This is a genomic window from Cellulosimicrobium sp. G4 BAM 1002 (assembly GCF_057126935.1).
In genome coordinates, this window is record NZ_CP182109.1 from 4,281,347 (window position 1) to 4,296,091 (window position 14,745).

The 14,745-nt window shown below is 70.9% G+C and carries 14 protein-coding genes; 6 read left to right on the top strand and 8 right to left on the bottom strand.

Features of this window, described 5'->3' with window-relative positions:
* From ACMXGY_RS19075 to ACMXGY_RS19095, 5 genes are all read right to left on the bottom strand, one after another.
* On the bottom strand, nt 1-828 hold the full coding sequence (locus ACMXGY_RS19075) for a carbohydrate ABC transporter permease (protein ID WP_483774539.1): 828 nt from the start codon (nt 826-828) through the stop codon (nt 1-3).
* Between the two features lie 3 nt (nt 829-831).
* Complete coding sequence (locus ACMXGY_RS19080; protein ID WP_483774540.1) at nt 832-1,794, bottom strand: carbohydrate ABC transporter permease; 963 nt, start codon at nt 1,792-1,794, stop codon at nt 832-834.
* Nucleotides 1,791-2,921, bottom strand: coding sequence for a LacI family DNA-binding transcriptional regulator (locus ACMXGY_RS19085; protein WP_483774541.1), 1,131 nt, complete (start codon nt 2,919-2,921; stop codon nt 1,791-1,793). Before ACMXGY_RS19085 ends, ACMXGY_RS19080 begins: the two co-directional genes overlap by 4 nt.
* A gap of 420 nt (nt 2,922-3,341) precedes the next feature.
* Nucleotides 3,342-4,076: a hypothetical protein gene (locus ACMXGY_RS19090; protein ID WP_483774542.1), complete on the bottom strand. Its 735-nt coding sequence runs from the start codon at nt 4,074-4,076 to the stop codon at nt 3,342-3,344.
* A 78-nt stretch (nt 4,077-4,154) separates the two neighbouring features.
* Nucleotides 4,155-5,696 carry an arylsulfatase gene (locus ACMXGY_RS19095; RefSeq protein WP_483774543.1) on the bottom strand — a complete coding sequence of 514 codons (1,542 nt, stop codon included), beginning with the start codon at nt 5,694-5,696 and terminating at the stop codon, nt 4,155-4,157.
* Nucleotides 5,697-6,077: 381 nt separating this feature from the next.
* Here ACMXGY_RS19095 and ACMXGY_RS19100 point away from each other — a divergent pair, with 381 nt between their 5' ends.
* Entirely contained in the window at nt 6,078-7,052 is a 975-nt protein-coding gene (locus ACMXGY_RS19100) for a glycoside hydrolase family 19 protein (protein ID WP_483774544.1), read from the top strand.
* Nucleotides 7,053-7,103: 51 nt separating this feature from the next.
* On the opposite strand, the gene ACMXGY_RS19105 is transcribed toward ACMXGY_RS19100, so the two are convergent.
* On the bottom strand, nt 7,104-7,760 hold the full coding sequence (locus ACMXGY_RS19105; RefSeq protein WP_483774545.1) for a DUF305 domain-containing protein: 657 nt from the start codon (nt 7,758-7,760) through the stop codon (nt 7,104-7,106).
* A gap of 191 nt (nt 7,761-7,951) precedes the next feature.
* On the opposite strand from ACMXGY_RS19105, the gene ACMXGY_RS19110 reads away from it, so the two are divergent.
* A complete protein-coding gene (locus tag ACMXGY_RS19110; protein ID WP_483774546.1) occupies nt 7,952-9,763 on the top strand; it encodes a carbohydrate-binding protein in 1,812 nt (603 codons plus the stop codon).
* Between the two features lie 66 nt (nt 9,764-9,829).
* On the opposite strand, the gene ACMXGY_RS19115 is transcribed toward ACMXGY_RS19110, so the two are convergent.
* Complete coding sequence (locus tag ACMXGY_RS19115) at nt 9,830-10,420, bottom strand: NADPH-dependent FMN reductase (RefSeq protein ID WP_483774547.1); 591 nt, start codon at nt 10,418-10,420, stop codon at nt 9,830-9,832.
* Nucleotides 10,421-10,517: 97 nt separating this feature from the next.
* Between ACMXGY_RS19115 and ACMXGY_RS19120 the strand changes: the two genes are divergently transcribed.
* Together ACMXGY_RS19120 and ACMXGY_RS19125 are read left to right on the top strand one after the other, a co-directional pair.
* On the top strand, nt 10,518-10,985 hold the full coding sequence (locus tag ACMXGY_RS19120; RefSeq protein ID WP_483774548.1) for a MarR family winged helix-turn-helix transcriptional regulator: 468 nt from the start codon (nt 10,518-10,520) through the stop codon (nt 10,983-10,985).
* The gene (locus ACMXGY_RS19125; protein ID WP_483774549.1) at nt 10,982-11,404 is read left to right on the top strand and encodes a YchJ family protein; all 423 of its coding nucleotides are present in this window, start codon (nt 10,982-10,984) and stop codon (nt 11,402-11,404) included. The genes ACMXGY_RS19120 and ACMXGY_RS19125 overlap by 4 nt, the downstream gene beginning before the upstream one ends.
* Here the strand turns inward: ACMXGY_RS19125 and ACMXGY_RS19130 are convergent.
* Complete coding sequence (locus ACMXGY_RS19130; protein ID WP_483774550.1) at nt 11,377-11,847, bottom strand: VanZ family protein; 471 nt, start codon at nt 11,845-11,847, stop codon at nt 11,377-11,379. The genes ACMXGY_RS19125 and ACMXGY_RS19130 overlap by 28 nt on opposite strands.
* A gap of 140 nt (nt 11,848-11,987) precedes the next feature.
* On the opposite strand from ACMXGY_RS19130, the gene ACMXGY_RS19135 reads away from it, so the two are divergent.
* Nucleotides 11,988-12,977, top strand: coding sequence for a TIGR03885 family FMN-dependent LLM class oxidoreductase (locus ACMXGY_RS19135; RefSeq protein ID WP_483774551.1), 990 nt, complete (start codon nt 11,988-11,990; stop codon nt 12,975-12,977).
* Nucleotides 12,974-14,677, top strand: a complete 1,704-nt coding sequence (locus tag ACMXGY_RS19140) for an alpha-amylase family protein (protein ID WP_483774552.1) — start codon at nt 12,974-12,976, stop codon at nt 14,675-14,677. Before ACMXGY_RS19135 ends, ACMXGY_RS19140 begins: the two co-directional genes overlap by 4 nt.
* Nucleotides 14,678-14,745 lie beyond the last annotated feature (68 nt).

Here is a 14,745-nt window from a genome sequence, read left to right on the forward strand (position 1 = left end):
TCAGCCCTTCACGGCGCCGGAGAGCAGGCCGCCGGTGAGCCGCTTCTGCATGAGCGAGAAGAAGACGATGCTGGGGATGGCCGCGAGCACGGACCCCGCGGCGAGCGGGCCGAGCGCCACCTTGCCCTCGCCGCCGATGAACATCTTCAGCGTGATGGGCAGCGTGTAGTTCTCGGGCGACTGGAGCAGGACGAGCGCGAAGAAGAACTCGTTCCACGACGACACGAAGCTGAACATCGCCGTCGCGACGACCCCGGGCATGAGCAGCGGGAAGACGATCGTGCGCAGCACGGTGAACCGCGTCGCGCCGTCCATCGAGCCCGCTTCCTCGAGGTCCACGGGGATCGCCGAGACGTAGCCCTGCATCATCCACAGGGCGAACGGGAGCGTGTACGTGGTGTGGACGAGCGTGAGCCCGACGAGCGAGTCCGTGAGCCCGACGGTCCGCAGGATGAGGAACAGCGGCAGGATGATGAGGATCACCGGGAACACCTGACTCACGAGGATCCAGCCCACGCCCGCGGCGCGGATCTTCCCCCGGAGCCGGGCGAGCACGTACGAGGCGGGCAGCGCGATGACGATGACGAGCGCCGTCGAGACGATCGCGACGACCGCGCTGTTCCACGCCGAGCGCACGAGGCCCTGGCGGGACAGCGCCTCGGAGTAGTTCTCCCAGTGGAAGTCCTGCGGGATGAGGCTCACCGTGAGCGAGTTGAGCTCCCCGGACGACTTGAGCGACGCCGAGATGAGCCACAGCAGCGGGAAGCCGAGGAACAGGATGTAGAACGCCAGGGCCGCGTACTGGGCGGGACGGACGAGTGCGCGCACGGATCAGCTCTCCTTCTCGGAGCGGAACTGCGACCGCAGGTAGATCGCGAGCAGGAGGACGACGACGACCACGAGCACCACGCCCATCGCGGCGGCGTAGCCGATGTTCCGGTTCTTGAACGCCTCGAGGTACGTGAACAGCATCGGGAGCATGGTCCGGCCACCCGGGCCGCCCTCCGTGAGCACGTAGACCAGCGAGAACGAGTTGAAGTTCCAGATGAAGTTCAACGACGTGATCGACGTGATGATCGGCCGCAGGCTCGGCAGCGTCACGGCGGTGAACCGGCGCCACGCGTTCGCGCCGTCCATCGCGGCGGCCTCGTGCAGCTCGTCCGGGATCTGCTGGAGCCCGGCGAGGAGGGTCACGGTCGTCTGGGGCATGCCGACCCAGACGCCGACGACGATCACGGCGGGCAGCGCCGTCGAGAAGTCCGCGAGCCAGTTGATGTCGTCGGGGAGCCCGATGCTGCCGAGGAACGCGTTGAGCGGCCCGGCGTTGGGCGAGTAGATCATCTGCCACATGATCGCCACGACGACCGGCGGCATCGCCCACGGGATGAGCGCGAGGACGCGCGTGAGGCCCTGGAGCCTCAGACCCGAGTTGAGCAGCAGCGCGAGCCCCATCGCCGCGACGAGCTGGAGCAGCGTCACCGAGACGGCCCAGATCATGCCGATCCGGAACGAGTCCCAGAAGAAGCTGTTGTCGGCGAGGCGCACGAAGTTGTCGACGCCGACGAACTGGTAGTCCGGGTGGCGCACGAGCCGCGCGTCGGTGAAGGCGAGCGCGACGCCCATGACGAGCGGTGCGACGCTCAGCACGAGGATCGGCAGGAGCGACGGCATGACGAGCGCGACCGCCTCGCGCCGCTTGGCGCGCGCCATGCCGCCGGTCCGGCGCGGTCCGCCGCGGACCGCGCGGCGGGCCGCCGCGGCGTGCGGGTCGCCCGCGAGGGTGGGGGCGCTCATCGCGCACCTCCTTCCGTCAGTGCGGCGGCGTGCTGCCCGACGGCGACGCTCGCCTCGGGCGCTGCGGCCGCCGGGGTCGCGTCGAGCGCCTCGGTCGACTCGCGCACGACGAGGCGCGGGCCGACGAGCGTGTGCCGCCCGGCCTGCGCGTCGCCGTCGACGAGGTCGAGGACGAGCTGCGCAGCCACGCGGCCACGCTCCGTCGAGCCGAGCGACACGCTCGTGAGGCTCGGCTGGAACACGCGGCCGATCTCCGTGTCGTCCATGCCCGTCACTGCGACGTCCTGGGGGACGGAGAGCCCGGCCTCGCGCACGGCGCGGATCGCACCGATCGCGAGGAGGTCGTTGGCCGCGACGATCGCGTCGACGCGGGGGGTGCTGTCGGACGTCGTTCCGGAGGAAGAGCCGGCCCCGCCGGCGAGCAGCTCGCGCGCCGCGGCGAGGCCGGCCGCGACGGTGAAGTCCGCGGCGACGGCGACCTCCGCGTGCTCCCCCGTGAACCCGGGAGCCTGGGTCGCCGCGTCGAAGCCGCGCTGGCGGGCCTCACCGGGGGTCGTGTCGAGCGGCCCGTTGAGGAAGCCGATCCGGCGGCGCCCGAGGCCGAGCAGGTGCCGCACCGACTCGCCGATGCCGCCCGCCGAGTCGGTCGAGACCGAGTCGATGCCGCGGTCAGCGAGGGAACGGCCGATGACGACGACCGGCACCGACGCGTGCTGGATCGCGTGCACGAGCTCGTCGTCGGTGCGCAGCGGGCTGAGGATCATCGCGTCGACGAACCCGCTCGACAGGCTGCGGACGAGCTCCGCGGTCGAGGCGGGCGTGTCCCCCGTGGTCATGACGACGACGCGGTACCCGTGCGGCGCGAGCACCTCGTGGATCGCGGTCATCATCTCGACGTAGACAGGATTCCCGATGTCCGCGACCGCGAAGGCGACCTGGAACGTCTTCTTGAGGCGCAGCGAGCGCCCGATGGCGTCGGGGCTGTAGCCGAGCTCGGTGGCCGCCGCGCGCACGCGCTCGACCATCGCCTCGCTCGCGCCCGTCCCGTGCAGCGCGCGGGAGGTCGAGGCCAGGGAGACCCCGGCCCGCTGTGCCACCTGGATCAGCGTGGCGCGTGATGACGTCACTGTCGCTCCACCTCGTCGTCGAGTCCGTCGTTGGAAACGTTTCCGAGCCGCGCAGAACGACTCGCCTGGAAACGTTTCCGGGATGTTCGAGCACTGTCTCACCGTCACCCGTGGGCCGTCAAGCGCTCGCACGGTCCGCCACCCCACCCACGCCGCGCCTCGACAACGCCGGCCGGCGGGCCGCGCTCGATCGTGCTGTCACCGGTCTCGAGATTCGTACCGGACCCGGCACGACGGACGCCGATCCGGAGCGCGCTCGCACCGCCGCGCACTCGACTCCCCACGAGTCTTCCGGGGCTCAGTGCGTGGCGGGAACATCACCGCGATCCACCAGCGCCAGGAACTACGGCGGGAGAGCGAGCTGCAGCTCATCGCCCGCGCCGTCACGGACGCGAGTCTTCGCGGCGCGGGCGGTCCTCGTCACTCGCGCAGGAGCATCGCCTGGGCCTCACGCTCGAGGTCGACAAACGGCTCACCGCTGACGTCGACGCGTACACGACGGAGGGTCCCACCGGTGAATCGCCACGGCGCGACGCCCGGGTAGTCGTCGGTCACGGGTTCGCCGCCGTCTCGACCGACCGTGAGCCCCTCGCCGGCGATCGAGAACTTCCCGGGCTGGGTCCGAATCGAGGCGCTGCCCACCTCGCGCTCGCCGTAGTGCAGCGTGAGCGTACCCGTTGCGACGCGGTTCTCCTCGCCGTTCTTTTCGAAGGACGCCACGAGGATGAGATTCTTGCCCAACGGCAGGTCCTCCGTGGCGTCAACCTTCTGTTCCACCATCCCGACGAAGTTGTTGACGTAGTGGAGTCGGCCGTCTTTCACATAGAGGGCGTGCCCGCCGAACTTCGACCCCTGGGCGAAGAGCACGCCCTCTGCGCCCGGCACCGGAAGATCGACGAGTGCGCCGATGACAAAGGACCGGTTGCGCACATTGACGGACTGCGACTCGGGTACCTCCGCCATGTCTGCGAAGTAGTCGTATCGGTCGCGGGGCGCCGAGAGCACGGGGCGCGGGGTCATCAGGATCTCTGGGGCAGAGCGGTCGTCGAGCGGGAATGCCTGGTTCCGCCCCGCCTCGGCGAACCACAGGTTCACGAGCTCTCGCACCAGCTCGGGGTGCTGAGCCGCGACGTTGTGCAGCTCGGCCCGATCCACGTCGGTGTAGTACAGCTCCCACTCGTCGTCGTTGAAATGTCCCCAGCCGCTCAGTGTCGGATGGTTGGTGATCGCCTTTCAGCCATCGTGCCAGAGGGCGCGCGAACCGAGCATCGAATAGAACTGGGTACGGCGCATGGTGGGTGCCGTACCGTCGTCGAGCGAGTAGCGCATGCTGACGCCGTCGAACGCGCTCTGCTCGTGTCCCTTGATCTGCCCGGGCGGCTCGACACCGAGCGCATCGAGCACTGTCGGCACGATGTCCACGGCGTGGTGGTACTGGTCGCGGATCTCGCCGCGGGCACTGCATCCGGACGGCCAAGAGATGATGCACGGATCGCACGTGCCCCCATTGAATTCGTAGCGCTTCCACATCTTGAACGGCGTGTTGAACGCCATCGCCCAGCCGTTCGGATAATGGTTGTACGTGTTGACACCCCCGAGCTCTTCGAGCATCGCGAGGTTGCCGGCCATGTCGTCCGGGATGCCGTTCATCATCCGCATCTCGTTGACCGAACCGTTCGGGCCACCTTCACCGCTCGCACCGTTGTCCGAGACGATCACCACCAGGGTGTTGTCCCGTTCCTCGATGTCGTCGAGATAGTCGAGGAGCCGCCCCAAGTGGTGGTCGGCGTGCGACAGGAATCCGGCGTACACCTCAGCCATGCGACAGAACAACCGCTTTTCCTCGTCGGAGAGCGAGTCCCAAGGCCGAGTCTCGTCCATCGCGGGGAACGGAACGCCCTCTGGCCCACTCCTCGTTCCGGGCCTGCCGAGGGGATTGAGGGGAGGCAGCTCGGTATCCGCAGGGACGATTCCGAGCTGCTTCTGCCGCGCCAGGGTCTGCTCTCGGATCGACTCGTAGCCTGCGTCGAACTTCCCTGCGTACCGGTCGACCCATTCCTTCGGCGCGTGGTGCGGGGCGTGTGCCGCACCTGGGGCGTAGTAGAGGAAGAATGGCTTCTGCGGGGCGATGGCCTTCGCGTCGCGGATGAACTCGATGGCCTTGTCGGTGATGTCCTCGGTGAAGTGGTAGCCCTCTTCGGGCGACTTCGGCTGGTCTACAGGGTGGTTGTCGTAGACGATGTCGGGGTACCACTGGTTCGTCTCGGCCCCCAGGAATCCGTAGAACCGCTCGAACCCGCGGCCGCTCGGCCAGTTCCGCCGCGTCGAGGCTACGTTCATCTCGTCGTCGGGGCACAGGTGCCATTTTCCGACGGCGTAGGTGTTCCAGCCGAGTTCGCCGAGGATCTCGGCGAGCATCCCGTTCGCAGGTGGAATGGTGCCGCTCGCGTTCGGGAATCCGATGGCCGCTTCCGTGATGCACGCCATGCTGTTACGCGTGTGGTTGCGGCCGGTCAGCAGGCACGACCTGCTGGGCGAGCAGAGTGCGGTGGTGTGCCACTGGGTGTAGCGCACGCCGTCAGCGGCAACCCGCTCGATATTGGGTGTCTCGATGGGGCCGCCGTAGGTTGACATCGCCGAGAAGCCCACATCATCGAGCACGACATAGACGACGTTCGGCGCTCCGTCTGGCGCCTTTGGCGCCCCGAACGGCTCCCAGTCTGCTTCCGAGTCCCGAACATCGACGTTGACGATTCCACTGAACGGCTTGGCCATGACGTCCCCAGTCCCCCGCCGAGCCCCAACCATTGAGGTGGTGCGAAACTGAGCGGAGGAGTTCGTCGTGCGATCTCATGACTCGACGGCCCATGGGCGAGTGTGTGCTACCCAGGCTACGCCCCTCTTGGGATCGACCCACAAGCAATCGCGCGTGCCCTCGGCAGGAGGTCAGCCCCCGAGGTTCAGGCGCACCGCAGCGGAGGTTCCAGCCCCGGGCGCCCCGGCGAGCGTGTGCGTCCCGGGCGCGTCGACGACCAGGGCGTCGTACCCGCTGCTCCCGGCGTCGCGCGGACTACGGGGTTCCCCGTACGGGGGTTGTCCACGTCACCGCGCCGCGCCCAGGCTCGGGGTGACCCGACCCCGACGAAAGGTGCACCGATGCACACGCGATCCCCGGCGTCGCCCGTTCCCGCGGCAGCCGCTCTCCGACGAGCCGTCCCCCGTCCGGTGGCGGCGCTGCTCGCCCTCGTCCTCGCGCTCACGGCCGCCGTCGCGTGGTCCGTCGCGGGCCCCGCATCGCCGGCGCACGCGGCCGCCTGCGCGCCCGCGTGGAGCTCCGGCTCCGTGTACCTCGGCGGCGCGGTGGTGTCCCACGGCGGGCAGAACTGGAAGGCCGGCTGGTGGACCCAGGGCGAGACGCCCGGCACGACCGGCGAGTGGGGCGTCTGGCGCACCCAGGGCGCTTGCGGCGGCGGGACGGACCCGGGCAACCCCGGGAACCCGGGCAACCCCGGCAGCTTCGTCGTCTCCGAGGCGCAGTTCAACCAGATGTTCCCGAACCGGAACTCGTTCTACACGTACCAGGGCCTCGTCGACGCGCTGTCCGCCTACCCGGGCTTCGCGACGACCGGCGGCGACCAGGTCGCGAAGCGCGAGGCGGCGGCGTTCCTCGCGAACGTCAACCACGAGACCGGCGGTCTGGTCTACATCAAGGAGATCAACACCGCGAACTACTCGCACTACTGCGACCGCTCGCAACCCTACGGCTGCCCCGCGGGCCAGAGCGCGTACTACGGCAAGGGCCCGATCCAGCTGAGCTGGAACTACAACTACAAGGCCGCGGGCGACGCGCTCGGCATCGACCTGCTGAACAACCCGTACCTCGTGGAGCAGAACGCGGCCGTCGCGTGGAAGACCGGGCTGTGGTTCTGGAACACCCAGTCGGGGGCCGGCTCCATGTCCGGGCACCAGGCGATCGTCTCCGGCGCGGGCTTCGGCGAGTCGATCCGGTCCATCAACGGCTCGATGGAGTGCAACGGCGGCAACCCGGCGCAGGTCCAGTCGCGCATCGCTGCGTTCCAGCGCTTCACGCAGATCCTCGGCACGACCCCGGGGAACAACCTCTCCTGCTGACCCGCTCCCGCCGGACCGAGCCGGACCGAGACCCGTCTCGGTCCGGCGGGATCAGAGGGTCGCGAGGAGGTCGCGCAGTCGGTCGATCTCGCCGCCCTGGCCCGACGCCGTCTCGGCCGCGATCTCGTTCGCGGACAGGTCGTGGCCCTCGACGAGCACGACGTCCGCCATGTCGAGCGCGCCCTGGTGGTGCTGGATCATCCCCTCGACCCAGAGCCGGTCGAACTCCGCGCCGCTCGCGGCCGCGAGCGCGGCGAGCTGCTCCTCCGAGAGCATCCCGACGACACCGTCCCCGTGCGCGTGCGCGTCGTGCTCCGCATCCGTACCCGCCGGGGCGCGCGGGCCCGTCCCGCCCGCGTCCTCGGCGCCGGCAGGCACGGCGAGGTCGCGCGCCTGGAGCCACGACGCGAGCGCATGGACCTCGGGACCCTGCGCCGCGGTGACGCGCTCCGCGAACGACCGGACCGCGTCGGACTCCGCGCGGTCCGGCGCGAGCGCGGCGATCTCCAGCGCCTGGAGGTGGTGCTCGATCATCCCGGCGACGAACGCGACGTCCGCCTGGTTCCAGGTGTCCTCCTCCGGCGCGGCCTCGTAGTCCTCGGGCGCGACGGTCGTGGCCTCCTCCCCCGGCCGGCCGGGCTGCACGACGACGCTCGACGGCGTCGACGTCGGCTGAGGGTCGTCGGTGCACGCCGAGGCCCCGAGCATGACGCCGAGGAGGACGAACCCGCAGGTCAGGACTCGCCTGCCGGGACCCGGCGCCGCGTTACCGCTGGGAAAACTCTGCACTCGCCCTGTTCCCTCCGTGTAAAAAGTCTCCGAAAACAGCCCAGTTTGGGTGGTACACGTCACATTTGCCCGTCAGAATGCGGGAACCCTACCAAGGAGGTGTTTCCCCCGTGCATCGAACGACGCACCGGCAGACGCACCGGCAGAGAAGCCGGTTCCTGCTCGCCTCGTCCATGGCGGCCACGCTTGCCGTCTCCTCGCTCGCGATCGCCTCGTCGGCGTCCGCCGAACCGTCCGACGGATCACCCGAGGCGGTGGCCGAGCTCGTCGAGCAGTCCGCTTCCTCCCTCCCCGCACAGCGCCTCGCCCCCCTCGCCCAGGCCACCGACGTCCTGGCACCGGGAGAGGTCGCCGGCACCCCCAACCTGACCCACGTCGCGAACATCCCGAAGAACGGCGAGTTCGCGCCCGAGGGTCAGTACTCCAGCGACCTCGCGTTCCAGGACCACTACGCGTTCGCCGGCAACTACGGCGGCTTCACGGTGTACGACGTCGCGGACCCGACCGCTCCGGTCCAGGTCGCCCAGGTCGTGTGCCCCGGATCCCAGAACGACATCTCGGTCTACGGCGACCTGCTCGTCCTCAGCACCGACTCCTCGCGCAGCAACGACTCGTGCGAGAACGTCGCCCAGAGCGCCACGGTCAAGGAGTCGTGGGAGGGCATCAAGGTCTTCGACATCTCGGAGCCGACGTCGCCGCAGTACGTGTCGTCGGTCGAGACGCAGTGCGGGTCGCACACGCACTCGCTCGCGCCGTCGAAGGACGGGCAGGAGCTGTTCGTCTACGTCTCGTCGTACAGCCCGAACGCGTCGTTCCCCGACTGCCAGCCGCCGCTCGACCTCATCTCGGTCGTGCAGATCCCGCTCGACGACCCGGCCGCGGCCGCGCTCGTCTCCACGCCCGTCCTGTTCCCGGCCCCGCCGGTCGGCGACGGCGGCAACCCGAGCGGCAACTACTCGCGCGAGACGTCGGGCTGCCACGACATCACCACCTACCCGTCGAAGGACCTCGCGGCGGGCGCGTGCATGGGCGACGGCATCCTCATGGACATCTCCGACCGCGCGAACCCGGTGGTCACCGAGAGGATCCGCGACACCGAGAACTTCGCGTTCTGGCACTCGGCGACGTTCAACAACGCCGGCACCAAGGTCGTCTTCACCGACGAGCTCGGCGGCGGCGGCGCGCCCACGTGCAACGCGGCGACCGGACCGGAGAAGGGCGCGGACGCGATCTACGACATCGTGGACGGCCAGCTCGTGTTCAAGAGCTACTACAAGATCGACCGGGAGCAGGCGGCGACGGAGAACTGCGTCGCGCACAACGGCTCGCTCATCCCGGTCCCGGGCCGCGACATCATGGTCCAGGCCTGGTACCAGGGCGGCATCTCGGTGTGGGACTTCACGGACTCGGCGAACCCCGTCGAGCTCGCGTGGTTCGACCGTGGCGCGCTGTCCACCGAGCGGCTCATCCTGGGCGGCTCGTGGTCGGCGTACTGGTACAACGGCGCGATCATCTCGAACGACATCCAGATGGGGCTCGACGTCCTGCTGCTCGACGACCCGGTCACCAACGCGGCGAAGACGGTCGTCACGGACGAGTTCAACCCGCAGGCCCAGCCGACGTACGTCGAGCCGGCCGCCTGGTCGAAGAGCGCTACCTACACCGGCGGGTCCGCGGTCACCTACGGCGGCGCCGTGTGGCGGGCCCAGTGGTGGACCAAGGGCCAGACCCCCGGTGACCCGTGGGGTCCGTGGGAGGAGATCGCGGGAGTCGACTCCGACGGCGTCGGCGCGTGGAAGCCGACCCGCGTCTACACCAAGGGCGACACGGTGACGCACGAGGGCACCGAGTACACCGCGAAGTGGTGGACCCGGAACCAGGAGCCCGGCGACCGCTGGGGCCCCTGGGACCCGAAGGACTGACGCACCACTGCACGACGGCGCCCGCTCACCACCCCGGTGAGCGGGCGCCGTCGTGTCAGGGCCTGGTCAGGCCGCGGCCGTCGTCGCCTTGCGCTCGCGCACCGAGGCCAGGGCGACGCTCCACGCCACGACCTCGTCGAGCGTCGCGTCGAGGTCGCCCCGGTGCCGCTCACGCGGCGCGACGCGTGCGAAGTCCTCGAAGTCGTCGTAGAGCGACAGCCCGACGGACGTCCGCACGTCGGCGAGCTGGAGCTCCCCGGCGACGAGGCGCAGCTGCTCGACGGCGCGCGAACCGCCCTGGACCCCGTAGCCGACGAAGCCCACGGCCTTGTCGGCCCACTCGTGGTAGAGCCAGTCCAGCGCGTTCTTCAGCACGGCGGGCGGCGCGTGGTTGTACTCGGGCGTCACGACGACATACCCGTCGAAGCCCTCGATCACGCGCGACCACTCCCACACGAGCGGGTTCTCGTACTGCTGCATGCGGGGCGGGAGCGCCTCGTCGAGGTGCGGCAGCGGGTGGTCGGCGAGGTCGACGAGGTCGAACGTGGCGTCGGAGCGCTGGGCGGCACGGTCGAGCACCCAGCGCGCGACGCCCGCGCTGTTGCGTCCGGCGCGCGTGCTCCCGACGAGGACCGCGATGCGCGGGGTCGAGCTCATGGTTCCTCCAGAAGAGTGACGTGTCACCAAAGTTGGTGATGCGTCACCATAACTCCATCTCGGTGACGTGTCACCTACCAACGGTAGGATCGTCCGCATGACGGGACACCCGGTCCTCGACGACGCCGAGCGCGACGCCTGGGACGCCTACCTCGCGATGCGCCGGACGCTCGACCGAGCGCTCGAGGCAGCCATGCGCACCGCGGGCGACCTCTCCCCCGCGGAGTTCCAGGTGCTCTCCGTGCTGCACGCCGCCGACGACCGTGCGCTGCGCACGGGCGAGCTCGCCGCCGAGCTCGGCTGGGAGCGCAGCCGCGTGTCCCACCTGACCCGGCGCATGACGGAGCGCGGGCTGCTGGAGCGGACCGACTGCCCCGACGACGCGCGCGGCACGTGGATCGTCCTCACCAACCCCGGCCGCCGCGCGCTCCTGCGGGCCGTCCGCGGCCACACCGAGCTGCTGCGCGAGGTCCTGTTCGAGCCGCTCGGCACCGACGGCCTCGCGCAGCTCGAGGACATCGCCCACCGCGTCGTCGACGCGGTCGAGCGACCGGAGCGCTCGTGACCGCGGCTCCCGGCACGCGTCCGCTGCCCGACGACGCCCGCTGCCCCTGCCTGTCCGGCGACACCTACGGCGCGTGCTGCGGCCGGTACCACGCCGGGCTCCACGCCCCGACCGCCGAGGCACTGATGCGCTCGCGCTACAGCGCGTTCGCCGTGGGCCACACGGCGTACCTCCTCGCGACGTGGCACCCCTCGACCCGGCCGGTGGACCTCGACCTCGACGACGACCTCGAGTGGCGGCGCCTCGACGTCGTGCGCACCGAGGCCGGGGGCCCGTTCGACACCACCGGCGTCGTGGAGTTCGTCGCGCACCACCGCTCGCGTACCGACCCGTCGGACCGCGGCCGCCTCCACGAGGTCAGCCGCTTCGTCCGCGAGGACGACCGCTGGCGCTACGTCGACGGCGACGTCGCGGGCTGAGTCCCTCCGCCTCCGCGCCTCGACACGACGACGACCGCCACGAGCACCGAGCCGAGGAACGCACCAGCGGTGTTGAGCACGACGTCCTGCACGGTCGGCACGCGGCCGGGCAGGAGGTTCTGGGTGAGCTCGATCGCGGCGGACAGCGCCGCACCGGCCAGCGTCACGAGCCCGACGGCGCGCCACGCCCCGGTCGGCACGCCGCGCCGTCGCGCCGTGGCACCGCGCAGGAGCGGGGCGCCGAGCACGCCGAACGGCACGAACATCACGACGTTCGCCGACGCCTCGAGCACCGGGAGCGTCATGGGGATGCCGAGCCCGTGCAGCACGTCGAGCGTCGCGGTCGCCCAGCCGGGGGCGTCCGTCGACTGCGGCGACGGCCACAGCGTCACGACCAGGACCGCGGCGAGATAGGCGGCGAAGGTCCAGGTCAGCAGGCGCATCGCCACAGCGTACGGCGGTGCACCCGGCGCCGCGGGGGCCGCCGTCGGACGGGCACCGGCCCTTCACGACCTCCCCTCGCGCCACCCCTCGGACCGCTCCCACCGCGCGAGGGGGACGCAGAGTCGGTTCACTGGCAGCCATGGTCACTCTCGGATTCCACGCGTCCCACGAGCAGATCCCGCCCGGACCCCTGCTCGCCGCGGCCCGGCGGGCGGAGGAGGTCGGCTTCGACGTCGCGATGTGCTCGGACCACCTCGCGCCCTGGAGCGAGCGGCAGGGCGAGTCGGGCTTCGCCTGGTCCTGGCTCGGCGCCGCGCTCGCGACGACGGGGCTGCCGTTCGGCGTCGTCACCGCGCCCGGCCAGCGCTACCACCCGGTGATCGTCGCCCAGGCGATCGCGACCCTGGGCTCGATGTTCCCTGGCCGGTTCTGGGCGGCGCTCGGCTCCGGCGAGGCGATGAACGAGCACGTCACGGGCGACCCCTGGCCCACCAAGGCGGACCGCGACGCCCGGCTCCGCGAGTGCGCCGACGTCATCCGCGCGCTGCTGGCGGGCGAGGAGGTCACGCACCACGGCCACGTCACCGTGGACCGCGCGCGCGTGTGGTCCCTGCCCGACGACGTCCCGCGCCTGGTGGGCGCCGCCGTCACCCCGCCGACCGCGCGCCGGCACGCCGGCTGGGCCGACGGCCTCGTGACGGTGAACCAGCCGGTCGAGTCGCTGCGCCGCGTCGTCGGCGAGTACCGCGACGCGGGCGGGCGGGGGGAGCTCGCCCTGCAGGTCCACGTCGCGTGGGCCGAGGACGACGAGGCAGCGTTCGCCGTCGCGCACGACCAGTGGCGCTCCAACCTGCTGCCGCCGAGCGTGAGCTGGCACCTCGAGACGCCCGAGCAGTTCGACGCCGTCGCGGACCTCGTGCGTCCGGAGGAGGTCCGCGGGACGGTGCTCGTCGAGCACGACGCGCGGCGCCTCGCGGACCGCGTGGCCGAGATGGCCGCGTGCGGGTTCGACGAGGTGTACCTGCACCACGTCGGGCAGCAGCAGGACGCGTTCCTCGACGCGGCGGGCGAGACGCTGCTCCCCGCGCTCCGGGAAGCGTGCGCCGCGACCGCCGGAGGTGCGTCATGAGGATCCGCGACACCGGAGACCTGTGGTGGAAGAACGCCGTCGTCTACTGCCTGGACGTCGAGACGTTCATGGACTGGAACGACGACGGCGTCGGGGACTTCCCCGGCCTCGTGCAGCGCATCGACCACCTCGCCGACCTCGGGGTGACGTGCCTGTGGCTCATGCCCTTCTACCCGACGGCGGAGCGGGACGACGGCTACGACATCACCGACTTCCTCGGGGTGGACCCGCGCCTGGGCGACCTGGGCGACGTCGTCGAGCTCGTGCGGACGGCCCGGGACCGGGGCATCCGCGTCATCGTCGACCTCGTCGTGAACCACACGTCCGACCGCCACCCGTGGTTCCGCAGCGCGCGCCGCTCGACCGACGACGCGTTCCGCGACTTCTACGTGTGGCGCTCCGACGAGCCGCCGTCGACGAAGGACCAGGTCGTCTTCCCCGACCAGGAGGAGGGCATCTGGACCCTCGACGAGAAGTCGGGCGAGTGGTACCGGCACCGGTTCTACAAGCACCAGCCCGACCTCAACACGGCGAACCCGAAGGTGCGCGACGCGATCGCCAAGACCATCGGCTTCTGGCTGGAGCTCGGCATCTCGGGCTTCCGCGTCGACGCGGTGCCGTTCGCGCTGACCGACGCCGCCGGGACCCCGGGCGACGAGATCGACGACCCGCACGACATGCTGCGCGTGCTGCGTGCGTTCCTCGGGCGACGCTCGGGGGACGCGATCCTCATGGGCGAGGTCAACCTGCCCTACCTCGAGCAGGCCCGCTTCTTCGGCGACGGCGACCCCGGGGACGGCGATCCCGGCGGCGTCACGAGCTCCGAGCTGACGATGCAGTTCGACTTCAACGCGATGCAGGCCATGTACCTGGCGTTCGCTCGCCACGACGCCGGGCCGCTCGCCGCGTCGCTCCGGGCACGCCCGCCCATCCCGCGCGACACCCAGTGGGCGACGTTCGTGCGCAACCACGACGAGCTGACGCTCGACAAGCTCTCCGAGGACGAGCGCCAAGAGGTGTTCGCCGCGTTCGGGCCGGACGAGGGCATGCAGCTCTACGGCCGGGGGCTGCGGCGCCGGCTGCCCCCGATGCTCGGCGGCGACCCGCGCCGGGTGCGCATGGTCTACTCCCTGCTCTTCGCCCTGCCCGGGACCCCGGTGCTGTTCTACGGCGAGGAGATCGGGATGGGCGAGAACCTCGACGTCCCGGGTCGTCTCGCCGTGCGCACCCCCATGCAGTGGACGTCGGCGGCGAACGGCGGCTTCTCGCGCGCGCCGGCACGCCGCCTCACCGCGCCCCAGCCGGGCGACGGGTACGCCCCCGAGCACGTCAACGTCGCGGACCAGCGGCGCGACCCCGACTCGCTCCTCACGTTCGTGCGGCTGCTCGCGCACCGGTACCGCGAGTGCCCCGAGCTCGGGTGGGGCGACGCCGTCGTGCTGGACCAGCCGGTGCCCTCGGTGCTCGCGCTGCGCACGACGTGGCAGGACGCGTCGATGGTCACGCTGCACAACCTCTCGCCGAACCCGGCCGTCGTGCCGCTCGCCCTGGACGAGCTCCCCGACGACGCCCGCCTGGTCGACCTGCTCGACCACGACGACGTCGAGCCCGAGCCGGACGGCACGGCTGAGGTGCGGCTCGACGGCTACGGCTTCCGGTGGCTGCGCATCACGCACCAGGAGTCGCGCCGGCTCCTGTGAGCCGACGCACGACGCCCCGCCCCGTGGCTCCATGGGCGGGGCGTCGTGCGTGCGACCTCGCGGGCGCC